This is a genomic window from Corallococcus llansteffanensis, assembly GCF_003612055.1.
Taxonomy (GTDB): Bacteria; Myxococcota; Myxococcia; order Myxococcales; family Myxococcaceae; genus Corallococcus; species Corallococcus llansteffanensis.
Genome location: NZ_RAWB01000207.1, coordinates 1 through 15,332 on the forward strand (window position 1 = coordinate 1; position 15,332 = coordinate 15,332).

A 15,332-nucleotide genomic window follows, 5' to 3' on the forward strand; every position below is an offset into this window, starting at 1 on the left:
CACCGGCACCTGCCGGCGCAGGGACTGGTAGTGCTTCAGCCACGACGTGTTCAGCGGGTCCAGCTTCAGGGCCTCGGCGTAGCACTCCAGCGCCGCCGGCACCGCCCGCTGGGTCTCCAGGGCGTGTCCCTGGGTGAAGAGGGCGCGGGCCTTCAATTCCACCTCCGGGCGCGCGGCGAGGAAGGCGCTGCGAAGGGCCTCCATCGTCGGCTCCGGCACCCCTGCCGCGACGCACCGGGCGAGCCCCGCGACGTTGCCCCGGGTGGCGTCGTAGCCCACGCGGGACAGCGGCTCGCCGAGCATGCGCTGCGCGGCCAGCACACGGACCCGCAGGGCGTCGAGCGCCTGCCGCTGGGACGTGGGGAGCGCGCGGCCCTGGAAGGCGACCAGGCGGCGCAGCGCGGCCTGGGCGCGGCGGTGCACGTCGGCGAAGTCCGCGTCGGGCTTCGCGCCCAGCAGGGTGTAGGGGTCGCGGGCCACGGTCTCCGCGCGGGCCAGCAGCCGGGCCAGCTCCGCGTCGGGCTCGGGCTCCGAGCCCTCTTCGAGCGCGCGCGTGAGCAGCCGGTTCAGGGCGGGGTACTCGTCGGAGAAGTGGACGAAGACGCCGGCGGGCACGTCCCAGGTGCGCGCCTCGTCGAAAGTGACGTGGCGGACGACGTCGCAGGCGCCCAGGGCCGTCTCCCCGCGGAAGGACACCTCGACCGGGAGGCGCGCGGCGAGCGGCGGCAGCGTGCCCTGGCACTCGGCGAAGAGGCCCTCGGGGGCGACGTCGCTCACGGACACCGGCTGGAGCACCTGGCCCGGCGTCAGCCCCAGGCGCACGCGCAGGTCAGACGGCGCGTCCGTGCGGGGCGCGGAGGCCTCCAGGGGCGCCGCCGTGTCCACCGGCGAGGAGGGCGAGGGAGAAGCGTCCGCCACCCGGTCCACCAGCGCGATGGGCACCGTGTTGCGCGACAGGGCGTCCATCAACGGCGCCGGAGCAGCCTCCACGGCGGGCGCCAGGTGCATGAACGGAATGGCCGCGGACCCCAGCGTGGAGGTCGCGTGCGCCGGAGCCGCGGGCGCCGCGCCCGTGCTGGCGGGAGACGCCTCCCGCTCGGCGGGCCCCAGCAGCGCCACGGCCGAGGACCAGAACGCGGCCACCTCCGCGCGCATGGCCACCTCGCCCGCGTGGGCCGTGGAGGTCCCGCCGTCCGCCGCGCGCAGCGCCGCATCCTCCATGGACGTGGCGGAAGCGCCCCACTCGGGCACGTCCTCCACGATTTCAATGTCGTCCACCGCGTCACGCTCCGCTACGAGTGCCGTCGAGGCGTCCTCGCGCGCGTCCGCCGACGCATCCCGCACGCCAACCTCCGTGCCCAGCGCCTCCGCGAGCGCGACGCGGAAGGCCCGCGCGTTGTCGAAGCGCTCCTCGGGACGCGCGGCCAGCGCGCGCAGCAGCACCGAGGACAGCGCGGGAGGCACGCTCGCGTTGATGGCGTGCGGCGGGTACAGCACCACGTCCGCGGACCGCCCCAGCCCGAACGGCAGCCGCCCGGTGACGAGCAGGTAGCCCGCCACGCCCAGCGAGTGCACATCCGCGCGAGGCCCACCGGAGACCCCCGCGCACTGCTCGGGCGCCATGAACGTGGGCGAGCCCACCGACACACCCTGCGCGCGCTCCTCGGACGTCAGCGCCGCGGCCCGCACCGCGCTCGCGCCGAAGTCGCGCACCTGCACCCGCCGCGCGCCCTTCGCGTCGCGCGTGAGGAGCAGCGAGTCCAGCGTGAGGTCCCCGTGCACGAGCCCCCGCGCGTGCGCCGCTTCCAGCCCCGCGAGCGCCTGGTCCAGCACCTCACCCGCCTCCGCGGGAGACAGCGGCAGGGGCATCGCGCTCAGCGACTCCCCCTCCGGCGCCTCCATCAACACGCAGGGCAGGCCGTGGGGACCGGGGCGCACGTCCAGCACGCGCGCCACGTGGCGGTGCACGACGTTGCGCTGGGCGAGCGCCTCCGAGATGAACCGCGCGCGCACCGCCGGCCGGTCCGCCAGGTGCGCGTGCAGCACCTTCACCGCGAAGCGGTGCCCCGTGGGCACGTACTCCGCCAGGTACACCGACGCCACCGCGCCCGTCTCCAGCCGGCGCTTGAGCAAGAGCGGCCCGTGGCGCTGGCCCTCCAGCGAATCCCCGGCCACCGACGGCGATGCCACGGGGCAGGCTTCCCCGTTCAGGTGGTCCACGACGCAGCGCTTGCAGCCCATCGACATCCTCGCCTGCCACCCCCTGGATGGGGCGGACGCGGGTTGGGCTTGCAACCTCCGCGCCCCGTGCCCGGGGGCCCTTCCCGTCCACCACCGGACACTCCAAGCGCCCGAAGGTGCCGGGAACTCCCCGAAACGGCCCGGGGCCCCCTGTAGAAACGACAGGCGGCCCCGGGTAGAAATGTGTGAGGGGAAACAGGGGGCACAGTGGACCCCTGACCCACACGAAGCCTACAGGAGCTTCAGGCGCTTCTTGGCCTTGAGCGCCTCGACGACCTTGCGGACATCCTGGCTCTTGTCCTTGGGGACGACGAGGACGGCGTCGCCGGAGTCCACCACCACGACGTCATGGAGCCCCACCACGGCGAGGGTGCGCTTGTCGCCCAACACCACGCAGTTCGTGCAGTCCACGAGCACCGCGTCGCCCGAGACGACGTTGCCCTGCGCGTCCGCGGGGCGCACTTCCGGGATGGCGGCGAAGGAGCCCACGTCGGACCAGCCGAAGTCGCCATCCAGCACCGCGATGTTCTCCGCCTTCTCCATCACGCCGTAGTCGATGGAGATGGAGGGCAGCTTCGGGAACACGCGCTTGAGCACGCCAGCGAAGGTGCGCTTGCCCGCGGCCTTCTGGAGCGCGTCGATGCCCTTCTGCATCTCCGGCATGTGCTTCCGGAACGCCTCCAGCATGACGTCCGCGCGGAAGACGAAGATGCCGCCGTTCCACAGGTAGTCGCCGCCGGCGACGTACTCCTGCGCCGTCTTGAGGTCGGGCTTCTCCTTGAAGGCCTTCACGCGGCGGCCGCCGCCGTCCAGCGCGTCACCGACCTGGATGTAGCCGTAGCCCGTCTCCGGGCGCGCGGGCTTGATGCCCAGCGTGACGATGTGGCCGCCCTCGGCGATGCGCGCGGCCTCCGCGAGCGTGCGCTGGAAGCCCTTCACGTCCGCGACGTGGTGGTCCGACGGCAGCACCGCGAGGATGCCCTTCGGGTCGCGCGCGGCCACCTGGAGGGCGGCGAGCGCGATGGCGGGCGCGGTGTTGCGCGCCACGGGCTCCACCAGGAGGTTGCCCTTGGGCAGCCCCTTCACGAGCTTCGCGGCCGTCTTCGCGTGCACGGGGCCGCACACGATGAAGGTGTTCTTCACCGGCGCCAGGCCCTTGAGGCGCAGCGCGGTGTCGGTGAGCAGCGGCAGCTTGGATGCGAGCGGGAGGAACTGCTTCGGACGGGCCTGGCGGGACAGCGGCCAGAAGCGGGTGCCGGAGCCTCCGGCCATGATGACGGGATAGAGGGCCATATGCGGGGTCAAGCTCCTGGAGGGCGCCAGGCCACACCTGACGCGAACGGCGGCGCACCATAGCGCTTCGCGCCGTCGGAGGAAGGGGGGCCGGCCGGCTGCTCGACAGGCGATGGGGCGCGCGGATGTGGGCAGAGTTTTGACCCGCCCCCGAAAAGCCAGTCTCATGCCCCACCGTTGAGTCTCAAGCCCACATCCACCGGGTGGACGCTGGCCTTCACCGTGCTGCTGACGGTGGGGTTGTCGCTGGCCCCACTGCCGGAGCAGTTCCGCCCCCTCCCCAGCCTTCGCCAGGAAGGTTCGCTCGGGCCCAAGCTGGTGGCGCTGGCGGTGCCGGCGTCCCTGCGCGGCGTGAAGGCTCCGCGTCCCCCCGCCGACACGATGGCGCCCGACGCCCCGCCCTCCGCGCTCGCGGAGGCGGACACCGCCGGCACCGACACGGATCCGCAGGCCGGCCCGGACGTGGGCGAGGCCCCCGCGGTGCCCGGCATCGGCCTGGAGGAGCTGAGCGCCCCTACGCTTGCGAACGCGCTGGAGCTGGAAGCGCTGCGCGAGCGCATGGGCGCGAAGCACGTGGACATCGAGCTCAACTGCCGCAAGGCGCGCGCGGACGGCTCGTGTGAAGAGGACGGCCTCGCGCCGTTGATGCGCGCGCTGGGGGATTTGCGCTCGGACGCGCGGCGCACGCCGGTGCGGGTGGTGCACCTGGGCGATTCGCTGATTGCCTCCGACTACATCACCGACGTGGTGCGCGACCGGCTCCAGGAGCGCTTCGGTTCGGGCGGCCCGGGCTTCCTCTACATCCACCGGCTGGCGAGCGCCGGCCGCGCCACGCGCGCGGGCACCGCGAGCACGGACGGCTGGAAGATGGAGCGGCTGGTGGACACGCACTGGCCGAAGGACCGCGTGGGCTGGACGGGCGTGGCCTTCTCCACCAGCGGACCGTCGCAGGGCGCGCGCTTCTCCGTGGAGGGCTCGCGCGAGGCGGAGCTGTTCTTCCTCGCCCAGCCGGCCAACGGCTCGGTGCAGGTGTCGGTGGACGGCAAGCCCACGCAGCGCATCCAGACGCGCGCGTTCGGCCCCAAGTCGGAGGCGGCCTTCGCCCGGCTGAAGCTGCCGGAGGGCGCGAAGACGCTGACGCTCACGGCCAGCGGCAAGACGGAGCTGCACGGCGTCTCGCTGGAGTCGGGCACGCCGGGCGTCGTCTACGACACGGTGGGCCTCTTGGGCGGCATGGCGGAGGTGTACCTGCGCGCGCAGCCCGCGGCCTTCCGCGCGCAGCTGCGGCACCGCAAGCCGTCGCTGGTGGTGTTGATGGTGGGCGGCAACGAGGCGTTCTTCCTGTCGCGCGAGCGCACCACGGTGGAGGAGGTGCGCTCGCAGATGAAGGAGCTGGTGTCGCGCGTGCGCACGTCGGTGCCGGACGCGGCGTGCCTGGTGATGTCGCCCATCGACGCGGGCGTGCGCACGATGAGCGGTGAGCTCGTCACGCGCCGGCACTCGGCGGAGGTGGCCGAGGTGTTCCGCGAGGAGGCGCGCCAGGGCGGCTGCGCGTACTACGACACGCTGGCGGCGATGGGCGGCGAGGGCTCCGCGCTCAAGTGGCTGGAGTCGGGCCTGATGCTGGAGGACCTGGTGCACCCGCGCGTGCGCGGCTCCAACCTCCTGGGCCACCTGTTCGACCTGGCGTTGCAGCGGGCCTTCGCGCGTACACATCCGCCGCGCATCCCGGCCGCGGACATGTCGGGCCTGCAGAACGCGACCCCGGCGCTCCAGCACACGTTCGAAGCGCTGGCCCGTCGCGAGTCCGGCGCGAAGCTGCGCGTGGGCATCGCGCAGTTGGGCGCCTCGCACACGGCGGCGCACTTCTTCTCCGACACCGTGCGCGACGCGCTGACGAAGCGCTTCGGCGACGCGGGGCGGGGCTTCATCGCGGCGGGCAAGCCGTCCCCCCGGCTGGAGGCGGCGCACGTGTCGCGCACGCTGGAGGGGCCGTGGACGGTGGAGGACGCGAAGGGCGCCGCGCCCGGAGGACTCTTCGGGCTCACCGGCATCCGCGCGGTGGGAGCGCCCGGCGCGAGCCTGGGCATCTCCTTCTGCCAGGGCTGTGACGGCCGCAAGGACACGCCGGGCCGGCTGGACCTGTACGCGCTGGACGCGCCGGACGCCGCGGCGCCGGAGATCCGCGTGGACGGGGAAGTGATTGCCCCGGAGGCCCCGCCGCCCGAGCCGCTGACGAAGCCCACGGTGCGCATCCGCTCCTTCCCGGTGACGGGCCCTGAGCACACGGTGCAGGTGACGGTGCCGGAGGGTGGAGGGTCCGCGACGGTGCTGGGCGCGTCGCTGGAGTACGACACGCCGGGGCTGGTGTACGACGCGCTGGGGTTGCCCGGGGCGACGGCCTTCACGGCGCGGGACATGGACGCGCCAGCGCTGGACGCGCAGCTCACGGCGCGGCGGCCGGACCTGCTGGTGTTCTGGTACGGCACCAACGAGGCGGAGCTGCCGGAGCTGGACGCGGGCGGGCTGCGCCAGGACTACGCGGCGCTGGTGTCACGGCTGCGCAAGGCGACGGGCGCGGAGTGCCTGCTCATCGGGCCCACGGACCGGCTGCAGCAGGACGCGGACGGCCGGTGGACGGAGGCGCCGTCGCTGGGGAAGGTGCTGGCGACCTTGCCGCAGGTGGCGAAGGACGCGGGGTGCGCGTACTGGTCCGCGCGAGCGGCCATGGGCGGCGAGCGCTCCATGCAGCGCTGGCAGCGGCAGCCGGTGGCGCTGGGGCATGCGGACGGAGTGCACCTGACGCAGGCGGGCTACGGGGTGCTGGCGAACGCGTTCGTGAAGGACCTGATGGCGGCGTACGAGTCCACGAAGAAGGGCGGCGAGCCGACGGCCTCCGCCGCGGGAGCGCCCTGAGCCGTGCTGTCCCACAGCCTCCACTACGTCATCTTCGTCATCGCGGTGTTCGCGCTCTACTGGGCGGTGCACCGGCACTTCTGGCCGCGGATGCTGGTGCTGCTCGTGGCGAGCCTGGTGCTCTACACGGGGTTCACGCAGCTGCCGACGCTCGTCGCGCAGGGGAACGTGACGCTGAAGGCCCTGCTGCTCGCGGGGCTTCCGCTGCTCATCTTCCTGACGGGCGTGACGGTCGACCACCTGCTGGTGAAGGGCCTGGGGCGCACGGACCGCCCGGGCGTGCGCAAGCTGCTGGTGGTGCTGTCCATCGTCTCCAACCTGGGGATGCTGGCGGGCTTCAAGTACCTGGAGCTGTTGCGCAAGACGGCGCTGGCGGTGTTGGGGCCATGGGGCGTGGAGGTCCGGCCGGAGCCCTTCCACCTGCTGTTGCCGGTGGGGCTGTCGTTCTTCGTCTTCCAGTCCATCAGCTACACGGTGGACGTGTACCGGGGGAAGGCGAGCTCCGGGCACTCGTTCGTGGAGCACCTGCTCTACATGCTGTTCTTCCCGCGCGTGGTGAGTGGGCCCATCGTGCGGGCGTCGGAGCTGATGGCGCACTTTCGCGAGGTGCCCACGCTGACGCCGGATGACGGCGGCAAGGCGATGTTCCGCATTGCTGTAGGGCTGGTGAAGAAGCTGATCATCGCGGACGTGCTGGGCAGCGGCATCGTGGATCCGGTGTTCGGCAGCCCGCACGCGTACTCGTCGGCGGAGTGCGCGGTGGCGGCGGTCGCGTACACGTTGGAGCTGTACTACGACTTCTCGGGGTACTCGGACATCGCCATTGGCGTGGCGGCGCTGTTCGGCTTCCGGTTCCCGGAGAACTTCGCGCGGCCGTACCTGGCGAAGAACCTGTTCGAGTTCTGGAACCGCTGGCACATGAGCCTGTCGTCGTGGCTGCGGGACTACCTGTACATCCCGCTGGGCGGCAACCGGCGTTCGAAGCCGAGGGTGTTGTTCAACCTGATGATGGTGATGGTGCTGGGAGGCCTGTGGCACGGGGCGGACTGGCGCTTCGCCGTCTGGGGCGCGGTGCACGGCGTGGCGTTGTGCGCGGTGCGGTGCTGGTGGTGGTTCCGGGGCAAGCAGCCGGAGCCGGGGCCAGTGCGCGTGGGGTTGGGGATGCTGGCCACGTTCACGCTGGTGGTGTTGACGCGCGTGGTGTTCCGGGCGCCGGACATGACGCACGCGGGTGAGTTCTACGCGCGCATGCTGGCGGGCATCCCGGGGCTGGCGAACGTGGGCCCGCTGGTGTGGACCATGTTGGCGGTGGCCATCGTCGCGCACACCCTGCCGATGAAGGTCTACGACCTGACGGCGCTCGCGTTCCTCAAGCTGCCGGCCCCCGCGAGGGCGGTGGTGCTGGTGCTCATCGGCCTGGGCATCCGTCAGCTCTCCACCCTGGAAGCGCGGCCGTACGTGTACCTGCAGTTCTGAGTACGCTGCGCCGGATGGGGCTTGTCCGGCGACATCTCTGGCTCGGAATCGCATGCCTGGGTGTTGCGTGTGCCAGTACCGGAGCCCGCCGGTACTACGCCTCTTCGGAACTGCCCAGGCGGGACGGCCTGGAGGGACTGACCGTTGCTCCGGGCCCCTGGCCGGAGATCCCCGCGGTCCTGACCCATGCCTCCGTCGTTCCTGACGACCTGATCATCCCAACGCTTCACGCCTTGCTGGCGCTGCCAGGAGCGGTCGATGCATGCGATGCGAGCACGGGACGCCCACGCCCCGAAGCTTCCGAATACTGCGTCGCCATCTATCGGACGCGCTCGGACTGGCGTGTGTCCTGGCCTGTTCGGAATACGGTGAGGTCGGCGGGTTCCTGTCACCCTCCCTTTGGAGGAGTCAATGACGCGGACTACGGCAACGACCTTCCCGTCCTTGGTTATGCCCATAACCACCCGTGCGCATCGGACGTAAGCAATCAGGACCTGCGCACCTGGCCGATGGCGAAGTCGGAAGGTGCGTGGGTGGTGGTCGCGTATGGCACGACACCCGGCGGGCGGCTCGCGCGTGACGAACGAGGGCAGGTGATTCCCGCGTGGGGGTGGCTCGCCACCGGGCACAGGGATGCGCCACGGTTCTACAAGTGGAATCAGGAGGGTCAGGTCTTCCGGTGGGATGACGGTAGGAAGCAATGGAACTTCCAGGCACGCTGCACACCGCGTCCTTCCAGCATGTTCAGACCCGAGGGAGTTCTACCGGACTGCTCCGCGGCCCTTCACCCCTAGAGCCTCACGGCCATCCAGGAGTCCTCATGCTGAATCCCCGGTTCATGCTGATTGCATCGTTGCTGGTGGAGACGGGCCTCCTGGGGACGCCACTCTGCAACAGGAGACCGGACGCGAGTCCAGCGGCTTCCCAGGGCACCGGACTCCCCGATGCAGGCGCCCCTTCCACTCCGGAGGCGTCCATCCCCTGGCCGAAACAGGACCTCCCGCCTCTTGCGACCCTGGAAGGTCCTGCAGTCCAGGCCGCGCAGGCCGCATTGCAGGAAGTGCTGAAGCGCTTTCCCAAGGAGTCCGAGGGTCAGTGCGCTTTCTCCGCCAAGGCCCTGGAAGTCGTCATCGGCCAGGAGGCGGGCTGGTACTTCGTGCGGATCAACCGCCGTGTGGACCGGTGCCCTGGCTTCGGCTCCGGTGTCACCGGCCTTGAGACCGACTGGTTCGAGCTCTATGCGGTGTCACCTGAAGGCAAGCTCGAGCGTTATCCCTACCAGCCCTAGAGACGCGCCTGGTTCTCGGCCAGGCTGAAGGCGGACACCCGGCCATCCGGGATGAGCGACACGCTGTAGCGGTACGTCACGGATCCGAACCGCACCAGGTACGTGTAGACGCGGTCATCGCCCACCACTTCCCGCTTCGCCAGGACCAGCGGGCCCGCCGGCCCCAGGCCCTGCAATATCGCCTGGTAGTGCGGTCCGGCCTCGCTCACGAACCACCACGGGACGTAGGCGAACTCCGCGGGATTCCACGTCCCGGCCCGGGTCTGTTCGAGCAGCGTCGTGAGCCGGGCGGTGACCTGCGGCTCCCGGTCCGGAATGGGCGCGAGCGGGGGCTCCGCGAGCGCGGGATTGACGAGCTCCGCGATGCCTTCCACGAAGGCCGTGGGGTCTGCCCGGTTGATGTTCGCCAGCACCACGATGGAGAGCTCGTCACCAGGGAAGCGGGAGTACGCGGTCCTGAAGCCCTGCCACGCACCGGTGTGCTGGTGCAGCGGCTTGCCGTTGCGCTCCAGCAGCTCCCACCCGAAGCCATACGGCTGCGAGGCCCCGCTGTTGAGCTTCACCGGCGAGAGGATCTCCCGCCAGCTGCTCCGGCTCACGAGGGACCGCTCCTCCACGGCGGCATCCCACGCCAACATGTCCTTCAGCGAGAAGTAGAGCGAACCATCCCCGGTGGTGTTGAGCGACGGCGACACCCAGCGCTGGTTCTTCACCACGCCGCCGGACAGTCGGTAGCCGTCCGCTCGGTTCGGAATCACGTCATCCTCGCTGATGCCGCGCGCCGTCTTCATGTGCGCGGGCTTGAAGACCTGCTCGTCCAGGACGTCGACGTAGAAGGTGTTCGCGACCCGGTTCACGAGGAGGCCCAGGAGCACGTAGCCGGAGTTGCTGTAGCTCCACCGCAGCCCCGCGGGGAATTCCAATGGCAGCGCGTAGATGAACCGGGCGAACTCCTCGTCCGTGTAGTCCTTGCGCTCGTCGAGCAGTCCTTCCAGGTCCTGGATGCCCGACGTGTGCGTCAGCAGGTGGCGCACCGTGATGGGGGCCCAGGTGGAGGGCGCATCGGGGAAGTACTTCGTGATGCTGTCGGACAGCGACACCCGGCCCGCCTCCACCTGGAGCATCACCGCCATGGAGGTGAACATCTTCCCCACGGAGCCGGCCTGGAAGAGGGTGTCCGTCCCGACGGGCACCTGATGCTCCAGGTTCGCGAAGCCATACCCCTTCGCCAGCACGACCCGCCCATGACTCACCACGCCCACGGCGAGGCCGGGCACGTTCTGCCGCAGCTGCTCCGCGCGCACGAAGGCATCAATCCGCTCCCGCAGCGAGTCATGCGCGGCGGCGGGACGGCCCGTGAGCAGGCCCAGGGCAAGGACGACACCGGCCGAGAAGGGTTCCAAGGGGTTGGGCATGGGGTTTCCTGGCACCCACGCCGTCATGGGCTGTGAGCTTCATCTAGGAGCCCCCGACCACGCGATTGATGCAGGTCTCTTCCGCGGAGGCCTCCTTCTCCAGCGCCCCAAGGACACTCAGGGGAGATAGGGATAGCGCGCCAGCACCTTGCCTTCAGGTGACACGGCGTACAGCTCGAACTCGTCGAACCCGAGCACGGTCCCCGGAGCCCATCCGCACCGGTCAGGCCGCTGCCGGACGCGGACGAAGTACATCCCCCGTTCTTCGCCAACGATGACCTCCAGCCCCCTGGCGGAGAACGCGCAGCTCTTGGCGTACTCCTTGGGATAGTCGGAGAGGACCCGCTGCATCGCGGCATGTGCGGCGAGAACCGCGGGTCCATCCAGGGTCGCCAACGGCTGAAGGTCTTCGGGCCATTGGATCCCTTCCGCGATGATGGGCTTCCTGGCGATTCCACCGTCGACAGCTGCCTTGCCAGTTCCCGCATCCAACGTCCCCGCGTCCACCCGCGGTGCAGAAGCGCGCAAGACGGTCTGGGCAGGTGGGGTCGCTGACGTCTCGACTCCACCGTCCTGAAGGAGCGAAACGGCGAGGAGCAGGTGATGAGGTTTCAGCATGGGCACCTCCCCGGAGCAGACAGGGACCTTCTACCACTGCATCTCAGGTTCGCATTCCGGAGGACTGCCTCGTGGACTCAGGGGACCGGGTGGCGCGCCAGGCCGACAGGTCGACACGGCGTCCCAACCGCGACGCTCTTCGATCCACCTGAACATCCGGCCCGCCGGGTTCCACTTGTAGAAGCGAGGCGAATCCTGATGCCCCGTCGCGAGCCAGCCCCATGCGGGAACCAATTTGCCACGTGAGTCCCTGACCAGTCGCCCACTCGGAGTAGCGCCATAGGTCACGACAACCCAACCACCCTGCTCCAACTTCATCGCGGGAAATACCTTCAGGTCCCGACTGCTGACCGGCGTTCCGCAGGGATGATTGTGGGCGAATCCGAAGATGGGCATGTCGCGCCCGAAATCCTCGTCGTCCACACCGCCATACGCAGGCCAGCAAGCACCTTGTTCATCCACGAAGCCTCGAATGGGCCACGAGACGCGCCAGTCATGCGGCGTCTTGTAGAGGGTGACGCAATACTCGGCAGCGTCTCGGCGTGGTCGCTTCGAGTTCGGGTCACACGCATCCGCGGCGCCCGGCAACGCCATCAACGCCTTGAGGGCGGGAAGCACCAGGTCGTCCGGAACCATCGCGGCATCCGAGAGGACGATTGGCACGTCAGGGTGCTTCCAAGGCCCGGGGGCTACCGCCAGGTTGGGGTCGCCCTCCAGATAGAGCAGCTCTGTTCGCAGGTAATAGAGCCTGGAGCTCGCACAGGCCCATGCGGTGATGAGCACCAACGGAATGGCACGCCGCACGGGAGCCTCCACGTCGCCTTACACCCCGGCGAGACATCCTGCCTCACCCAGGGCGGCAAACGAGCCACTGCATCGCGCCCCAGTGCTCAATCTCGTGCGCTGGGCTCCTCCGAGCGCGCCGGGTACAGCACCTGTCGGCCCCGCAGCTCCGCGAAGGCCGTGAGCAGGTGCGGCTCCACCCGGGTGGGGCTCGTGATGTGCATCACCGGGACACCCCTTGCCCAGAGCGCATCCGCCACCAGCGACCGATGGCAGCGCCAGCGCAGCGCTTCCGCGCACATCAGGGCCACCGGTCCACGAAGCGCCACCTCGCGCAGCGCCTCCAGGCCCTGCGTGAAGTCCTTCGTCAGCATGTAGTCCGCGTAGCCACGGAAGCTCGCGTTGCGCCACGCTCCGTTGGGCGAGTCCTTGCGCGCGCGCCGCAGCCCGCCGAGCGCCGCCAGGTGCAGGTGCTCCACCCCCGCCCGCATCAGCGTCTTCCCGAGCACGTCCACGTTGAACTGCGGGTTCGTGCGGGAGCGCGGCACCGTGCGGATGTCCACGAGCGTCCGCACGCCGTTCGCCCACAGCATCTCCACCAGTTCCTCGACGGTGCGCGTGGAGTGGCCCAGCGCGAACACCTGCACGCCACCCCATCCTCGCGCCCGCCTCGGCATCCCCATCGCCAGTGCTCAGGCCCGCCGCGCCACCAGCGCCACCAGCGCGATGCGCTCCACGTCCGCGTAGCGCTCCTTCTCCAGCTCCTCGCTGAACACGTCCGGATCCAGCGCCTCGTAGGACACGTTCGTGAGCGGCGCGCTCCGCCACACCGGCTCCAGCGCGGTGCGCAGCAGATCCTCGCCCTCCACCACCGGCGTACCCGTGTAGAGGACCAGCGTCCCTCCCGGCTCCAACCGCTCCACGCTCTCCCGCACGATGCGCACCGACAGGTCCGTGCCGTACGTGCCCCCACCGTCGCGGTACGTGCGCCCGTCCGTGTCCGCCAGATACGGCGGGTTCGCGGCAATCAAATCAAACCGTCCGGAGACGTCCCGGAGCAGGTCCGAGCGCACCACCTGGACCGCCTGCGCGCCGTTCAGCTCCGCGTTGACCCGCGCGAACTCCAGCGCCTCCGTGCTCAGGTCGGACAGCACCACCTCCGTGCTCCGCCCCGCCACCGACAGGCCCCCGGCCCCGGAACCACACCCCAGGTCCACCGCGCGCCGGAACGTGCCCGGCACCCGCTGCAACAGCGAACAGAACCGGTACGTGTCCGGCCCGAAGAACACCGCGTCCTGCTCCACCGTGGGCCACGCGGAATGGACATACAGCCCCGACCCCAGGCTGGAGAACCGCACCCGGCTGCGCAGGAGCCCGTCGTCCCGGAGCTCCAGCTCCCCCGACTGCTCCAACAGCTCCCGCAGCCGCGGACTCAACACCTCGCGAGCGAACGGCCGGCTCCACCCGAACACGTCCCGCGTCGAGCGGGCCACCTTCGCCTCCGGACGCGCGTTCACCCGCCGGTGCGTCTCCGGGGTCACCGTCGTGAAGGCGTAGCCCTCGGCCCGCAGGGAATGTCCCAGCGCGACCAGCGCCGCTTCCCTGGCGTCTCGCGCCTTGTGCCCGCCGTCCAAGTCGCCCCCTTGAAGGTTTCCGTCCCTCCAATGTTGGACGTGCGTCAGCGCCCGACAAGACATCCCTCCGCCCGGGCTGCCGGCCGGGCCGGGCGACCTGCTCAGATGCCGGAGGGCGGGGGAGCGTCCAGCAGGGCCTGCACGCCCGGCACCTCGGCCACGAGCAGCAGGAAGTTGCGCAGGATGCGCGCCGTGGCGCCCCAGATGACGTGCTCGCCGTGCGTGTAGAAATGCACGTCGTGCTCCAGCCCCTCCCACGCGTGGCGCTCCACGCGGACGATGGCCGGATCCATCAGCCGCACGAGCGGCACCTCCAGCACCAGGTCCACCTCCGTCGGATTCGGCACGTACCTGCCGTCCCCCGGAATCACGCCCACGTAGGGCCGGATGCGGTACGCGGACGTCGTCGGCGTCTCGTCCAGCTGGCCCAGCACCCGCACCCCGCCCCGCGCGATGCCCAGCTCCTCTTCCGTCTCACGCAGCGCGGTCTCCAGCGGCGTGACGTCCCGGGCCTCCTGGCCGCCGCCCGGGAAGGCGTACTGCCCCGCGTGCGTGCGCAGGTGCGCGGGCCGCCGGGTGAAGACCACGTAGGGCACGCCGTCCCGCTCGAACAGCGGCAGCAGCACCGCCGCCTCGCGCAGCGTCCGGCCGGGCAGCTCGAACGGCCGAGGCGGCCGCGCCTTCATCCCTGCCTCCAACGCCTGGAACAGACCCTCCACGCGCACGCCTTCCGCCTTCCTCAATCCGTGACCTGCTTCTCCACCGGGGGCTTCGTCGGCGCGTCCGGCGTCGACAGGTTCTCCACGCCCGACATGGGCTTGAGCACGCTCGCCTGCAACAGCCCCAGCAGCAGCACGCCCAGCGCGATGCGGTACACCACGAACACCAGCGTGGTGCGGCGCTTCAGGAAGTTCAAAAGCCACGCGATGGCCCCCATGCCCGACGCGAACGCCACCAGCGTGCCCACCACCAGCGCCTCCGTGGACGGCCGCGTCGTCGCCTCCAACAAATGCTTCAACTCGAAGATGCCCGCCAGCGTCGTCGCCGGAATGGACAGCAGGAACGAGTAGCGCGCCGCGTCCTCGCGCTTGAGTCCCAGCGACAGGCCGCCCGTGAGCGTCGTCCCCGACCGCGACGAGCCCGGCACCAGCGCCAGCGCCTGCCACAGGCCAATGAGGATGCCGTCCCGCCACGTCATGTCCGCCACCGTGCGCGCGTGCGACGCGCGCTTCTCCACGACGAACAGCACCACCGCCAGCACGATGAGGCTGAACGCGATGACGTACAGCGACCGGAACTGCGTCTCGATGAGCTTCTTGAACACCAGCCCACAGATGCCGATGGGCAGCGTGCCCACCAGCACGAACCACGCGAGCCGCGACTCCAGCGTGCCGAACGGCTCCCGGCGGGCCAGGCCCTTGAAGAACGCGCCCACCAACGAAACGATGTCGCGGCGGAAGTAGATGAGCACCGCGGCCACCGTGCCCAACTGGATGATGGCCGAGTACGCGGCCCCCGGGTCGGCCCAGCCGAACAGCTCCGGCGCGATGCGCAGGTGCGCGGTGGAGCTGATGGGCAGGAACTCCGTGAGACCCTGGACCAGACCCAGGACGATGGCTTCGAGGAGGCTCATAGGGGGCGGTGCGCCAGGGATATGCCCTGCCCCCC

12 protein-coding genes are annotated in these 15,332 nt (G+C 70.5%); 3 read left to right on the top strand and 9 right to left on the bottom strand.

The genetic code is table 11. The features are described 5' to 3' along the window. Positions 1-2,190: protein kinase domain-containing protein (locus tag D7V93_RS46730; protein WP_244237392.1), on the bottom strand; the 2,190-nt coding region annotated here is incomplete at its 3' end. Between the two features lie 282 nt (positions 2,191-2,472). Further along, complete coding sequence (locus D7V93_RS20085; protein ID WP_120644958.1) at positions 2,473-3,534, bottom strand: mannose-1-phosphate guanylyltransferase; 1,062 nt, start codon at positions 3,532-3,534, stop codon at positions 2,473-2,475. A 177-nt stretch (positions 3,535-3,711) separates the two neighbouring features. On the opposite strand from D7V93_RS20085, the gene D7V93_RS20090 reads away from it, so the two are divergent. The 3 genes from D7V93_RS20090 (at position 3,712) to D7V93_RS46735 (ending at position 9,214) form a co-directional block, all read left to right on the top strand. Then, positions 3,712-6,450, top strand: coding sequence for a GDSL-type esterase/lipase family protein (locus tag D7V93_RS20090; protein ID WP_120644959.1), 2,739 nt, complete (start codon positions 3,712-3,714; stop codon positions 6,448-6,450). Positions 6,451-6,453: 3 nt separating this feature from the next. After that, entirely contained in the window at positions 6,454-7,926 is a 1,473-nt protein-coding gene (locus tag D7V93_RS20095; RefSeq protein WP_120644960.1) for an MBOAT family O-acyltransferase, read from the top strand. 820 nt (positions 7,927-8,746) lie between these two features. Then, entirely contained in the window at positions 8,747-9,214 is a 468-nt protein-coding gene (locus D7V93_RS46735; RefSeq protein ID WP_244237393.1) for a hypothetical protein, read from the top strand. On the opposite strand, the gene D7V93_RS20110 is transcribed toward D7V93_RS46735, so the two are convergent. From D7V93_RS20110 to D7V93_RS20135, 7 genes are all read right to left on the bottom strand, one after another. Further along, the gene (locus tag D7V93_RS20110) at positions 9,211-10,629 is read right to left on the bottom strand and encodes a serine hydrolase domain-containing protein (protein WP_120644962.1); all 1,419 of its coding nucleotides are present in this window, start codon (positions 10,627-10,629) and stop codon (positions 9,211-9,213) included. The genes D7V93_RS46735 and D7V93_RS20110 overlap by 4 nt on opposite strands. Before the next feature lie 117 nt (positions 10,630-10,746). Beyond that, the gene (locus D7V93_RS20115) at positions 10,747-11,025 is read right to left on the bottom strand and encodes an SH3 domain-containing protein (RefSeq protein WP_244237394.1); all 279 of its coding nucleotides are present in this window, start codon (positions 11,023-11,025) and stop codon (positions 10,747-10,749) included. 252 nt (positions 11,026-11,277) lie between these two features. Beyond that, positions 11,278-12,051: a hypothetical protein gene (locus D7V93_RS44465; protein ID WP_147451248.1), complete on the bottom strand. Its 774-nt coding sequence runs from the start codon at positions 12,049-12,051 to the stop codon at positions 11,278-11,280. Positions 12,052-12,137: 86 nt separating this feature from the next. Then, on the bottom strand, positions 12,138-12,677 hold the full coding sequence (locus tag D7V93_RS20120) for a DUF488 domain-containing protein (RefSeq protein WP_244237395.1): 540 nt from the start codon (positions 12,675-12,677) through the stop codon (positions 12,138-12,140). A gap of 45 nt (positions 12,678-12,722) precedes the next feature. Next, the gene (locus tag D7V93_RS20125; RefSeq protein WP_244237396.1) at positions 12,723-13,664 is read right to left on the bottom strand and encodes a N5-glutamine methyltransferase family protein; all 942 of its coding nucleotides are present in this window, start codon (positions 13,662-13,664) and stop codon (positions 12,723-12,725) included. Between the two features lie 101 nt (positions 13,665-13,765). Continuing rightward, positions 13,766-14,350, bottom strand: a complete 585-nt coding sequence (locus D7V93_RS20130; RefSeq protein ID WP_372338329.1) for an NUDIX hydrolase — start codon at positions 14,348-14,350, stop codon at positions 13,766-13,768. Positions 14,351-14,403: 53 nt separating this feature from the next. Further along, entirely contained in the window at positions 14,404-15,297 is an 894-nt protein-coding gene (locus D7V93_RS20135) for an undecaprenyl-diphosphate phosphatase (RefSeq protein ID WP_120644964.1), read from the bottom strand. Positions 15,298-15,332 lie beyond the last annotated feature (35 nt).

Bases quoted from the DNA above. Each gene is read 5' to 3' on its own strand.
- D7V93_RS20085 (WP_120644958.1), bottom strand. From the start codon at position 3,534: ATGGCCCTCTATCCCGTCATCATGGCCGGAGGCTCCGGCACCCGCTTC.
- D7V93_RS46735 (WP_244237393.1), top strand. From the start codon at position 8,747: ATGCTGAATCCCCGGTTCATGCTGATTGCATCGTTGCTGGTGGAGACG.
- D7V93_RS20110 (WP_120644962.1), bottom strand. From the start codon at position 10,629: ATGCCCAACCCCTTGGAACCCTTCTCGGCCGGTGTCGTCCTTGCCCTG.
- D7V93_RS20130 (WP_372338329.1), bottom strand. From the start codon at position 14,350: ATGAAGGCGCGGCCGCCTCGGCCGTTCGAGCTGCCCGGCCGGACGCTG.
- D7V93_RS20135 (WP_120644964.1), bottom strand. From the start codon at position 15,297: ATGAGCCTCCTCGAAGCCATCGTCCTGGGTCTGGTCCAGGGTCTCACG.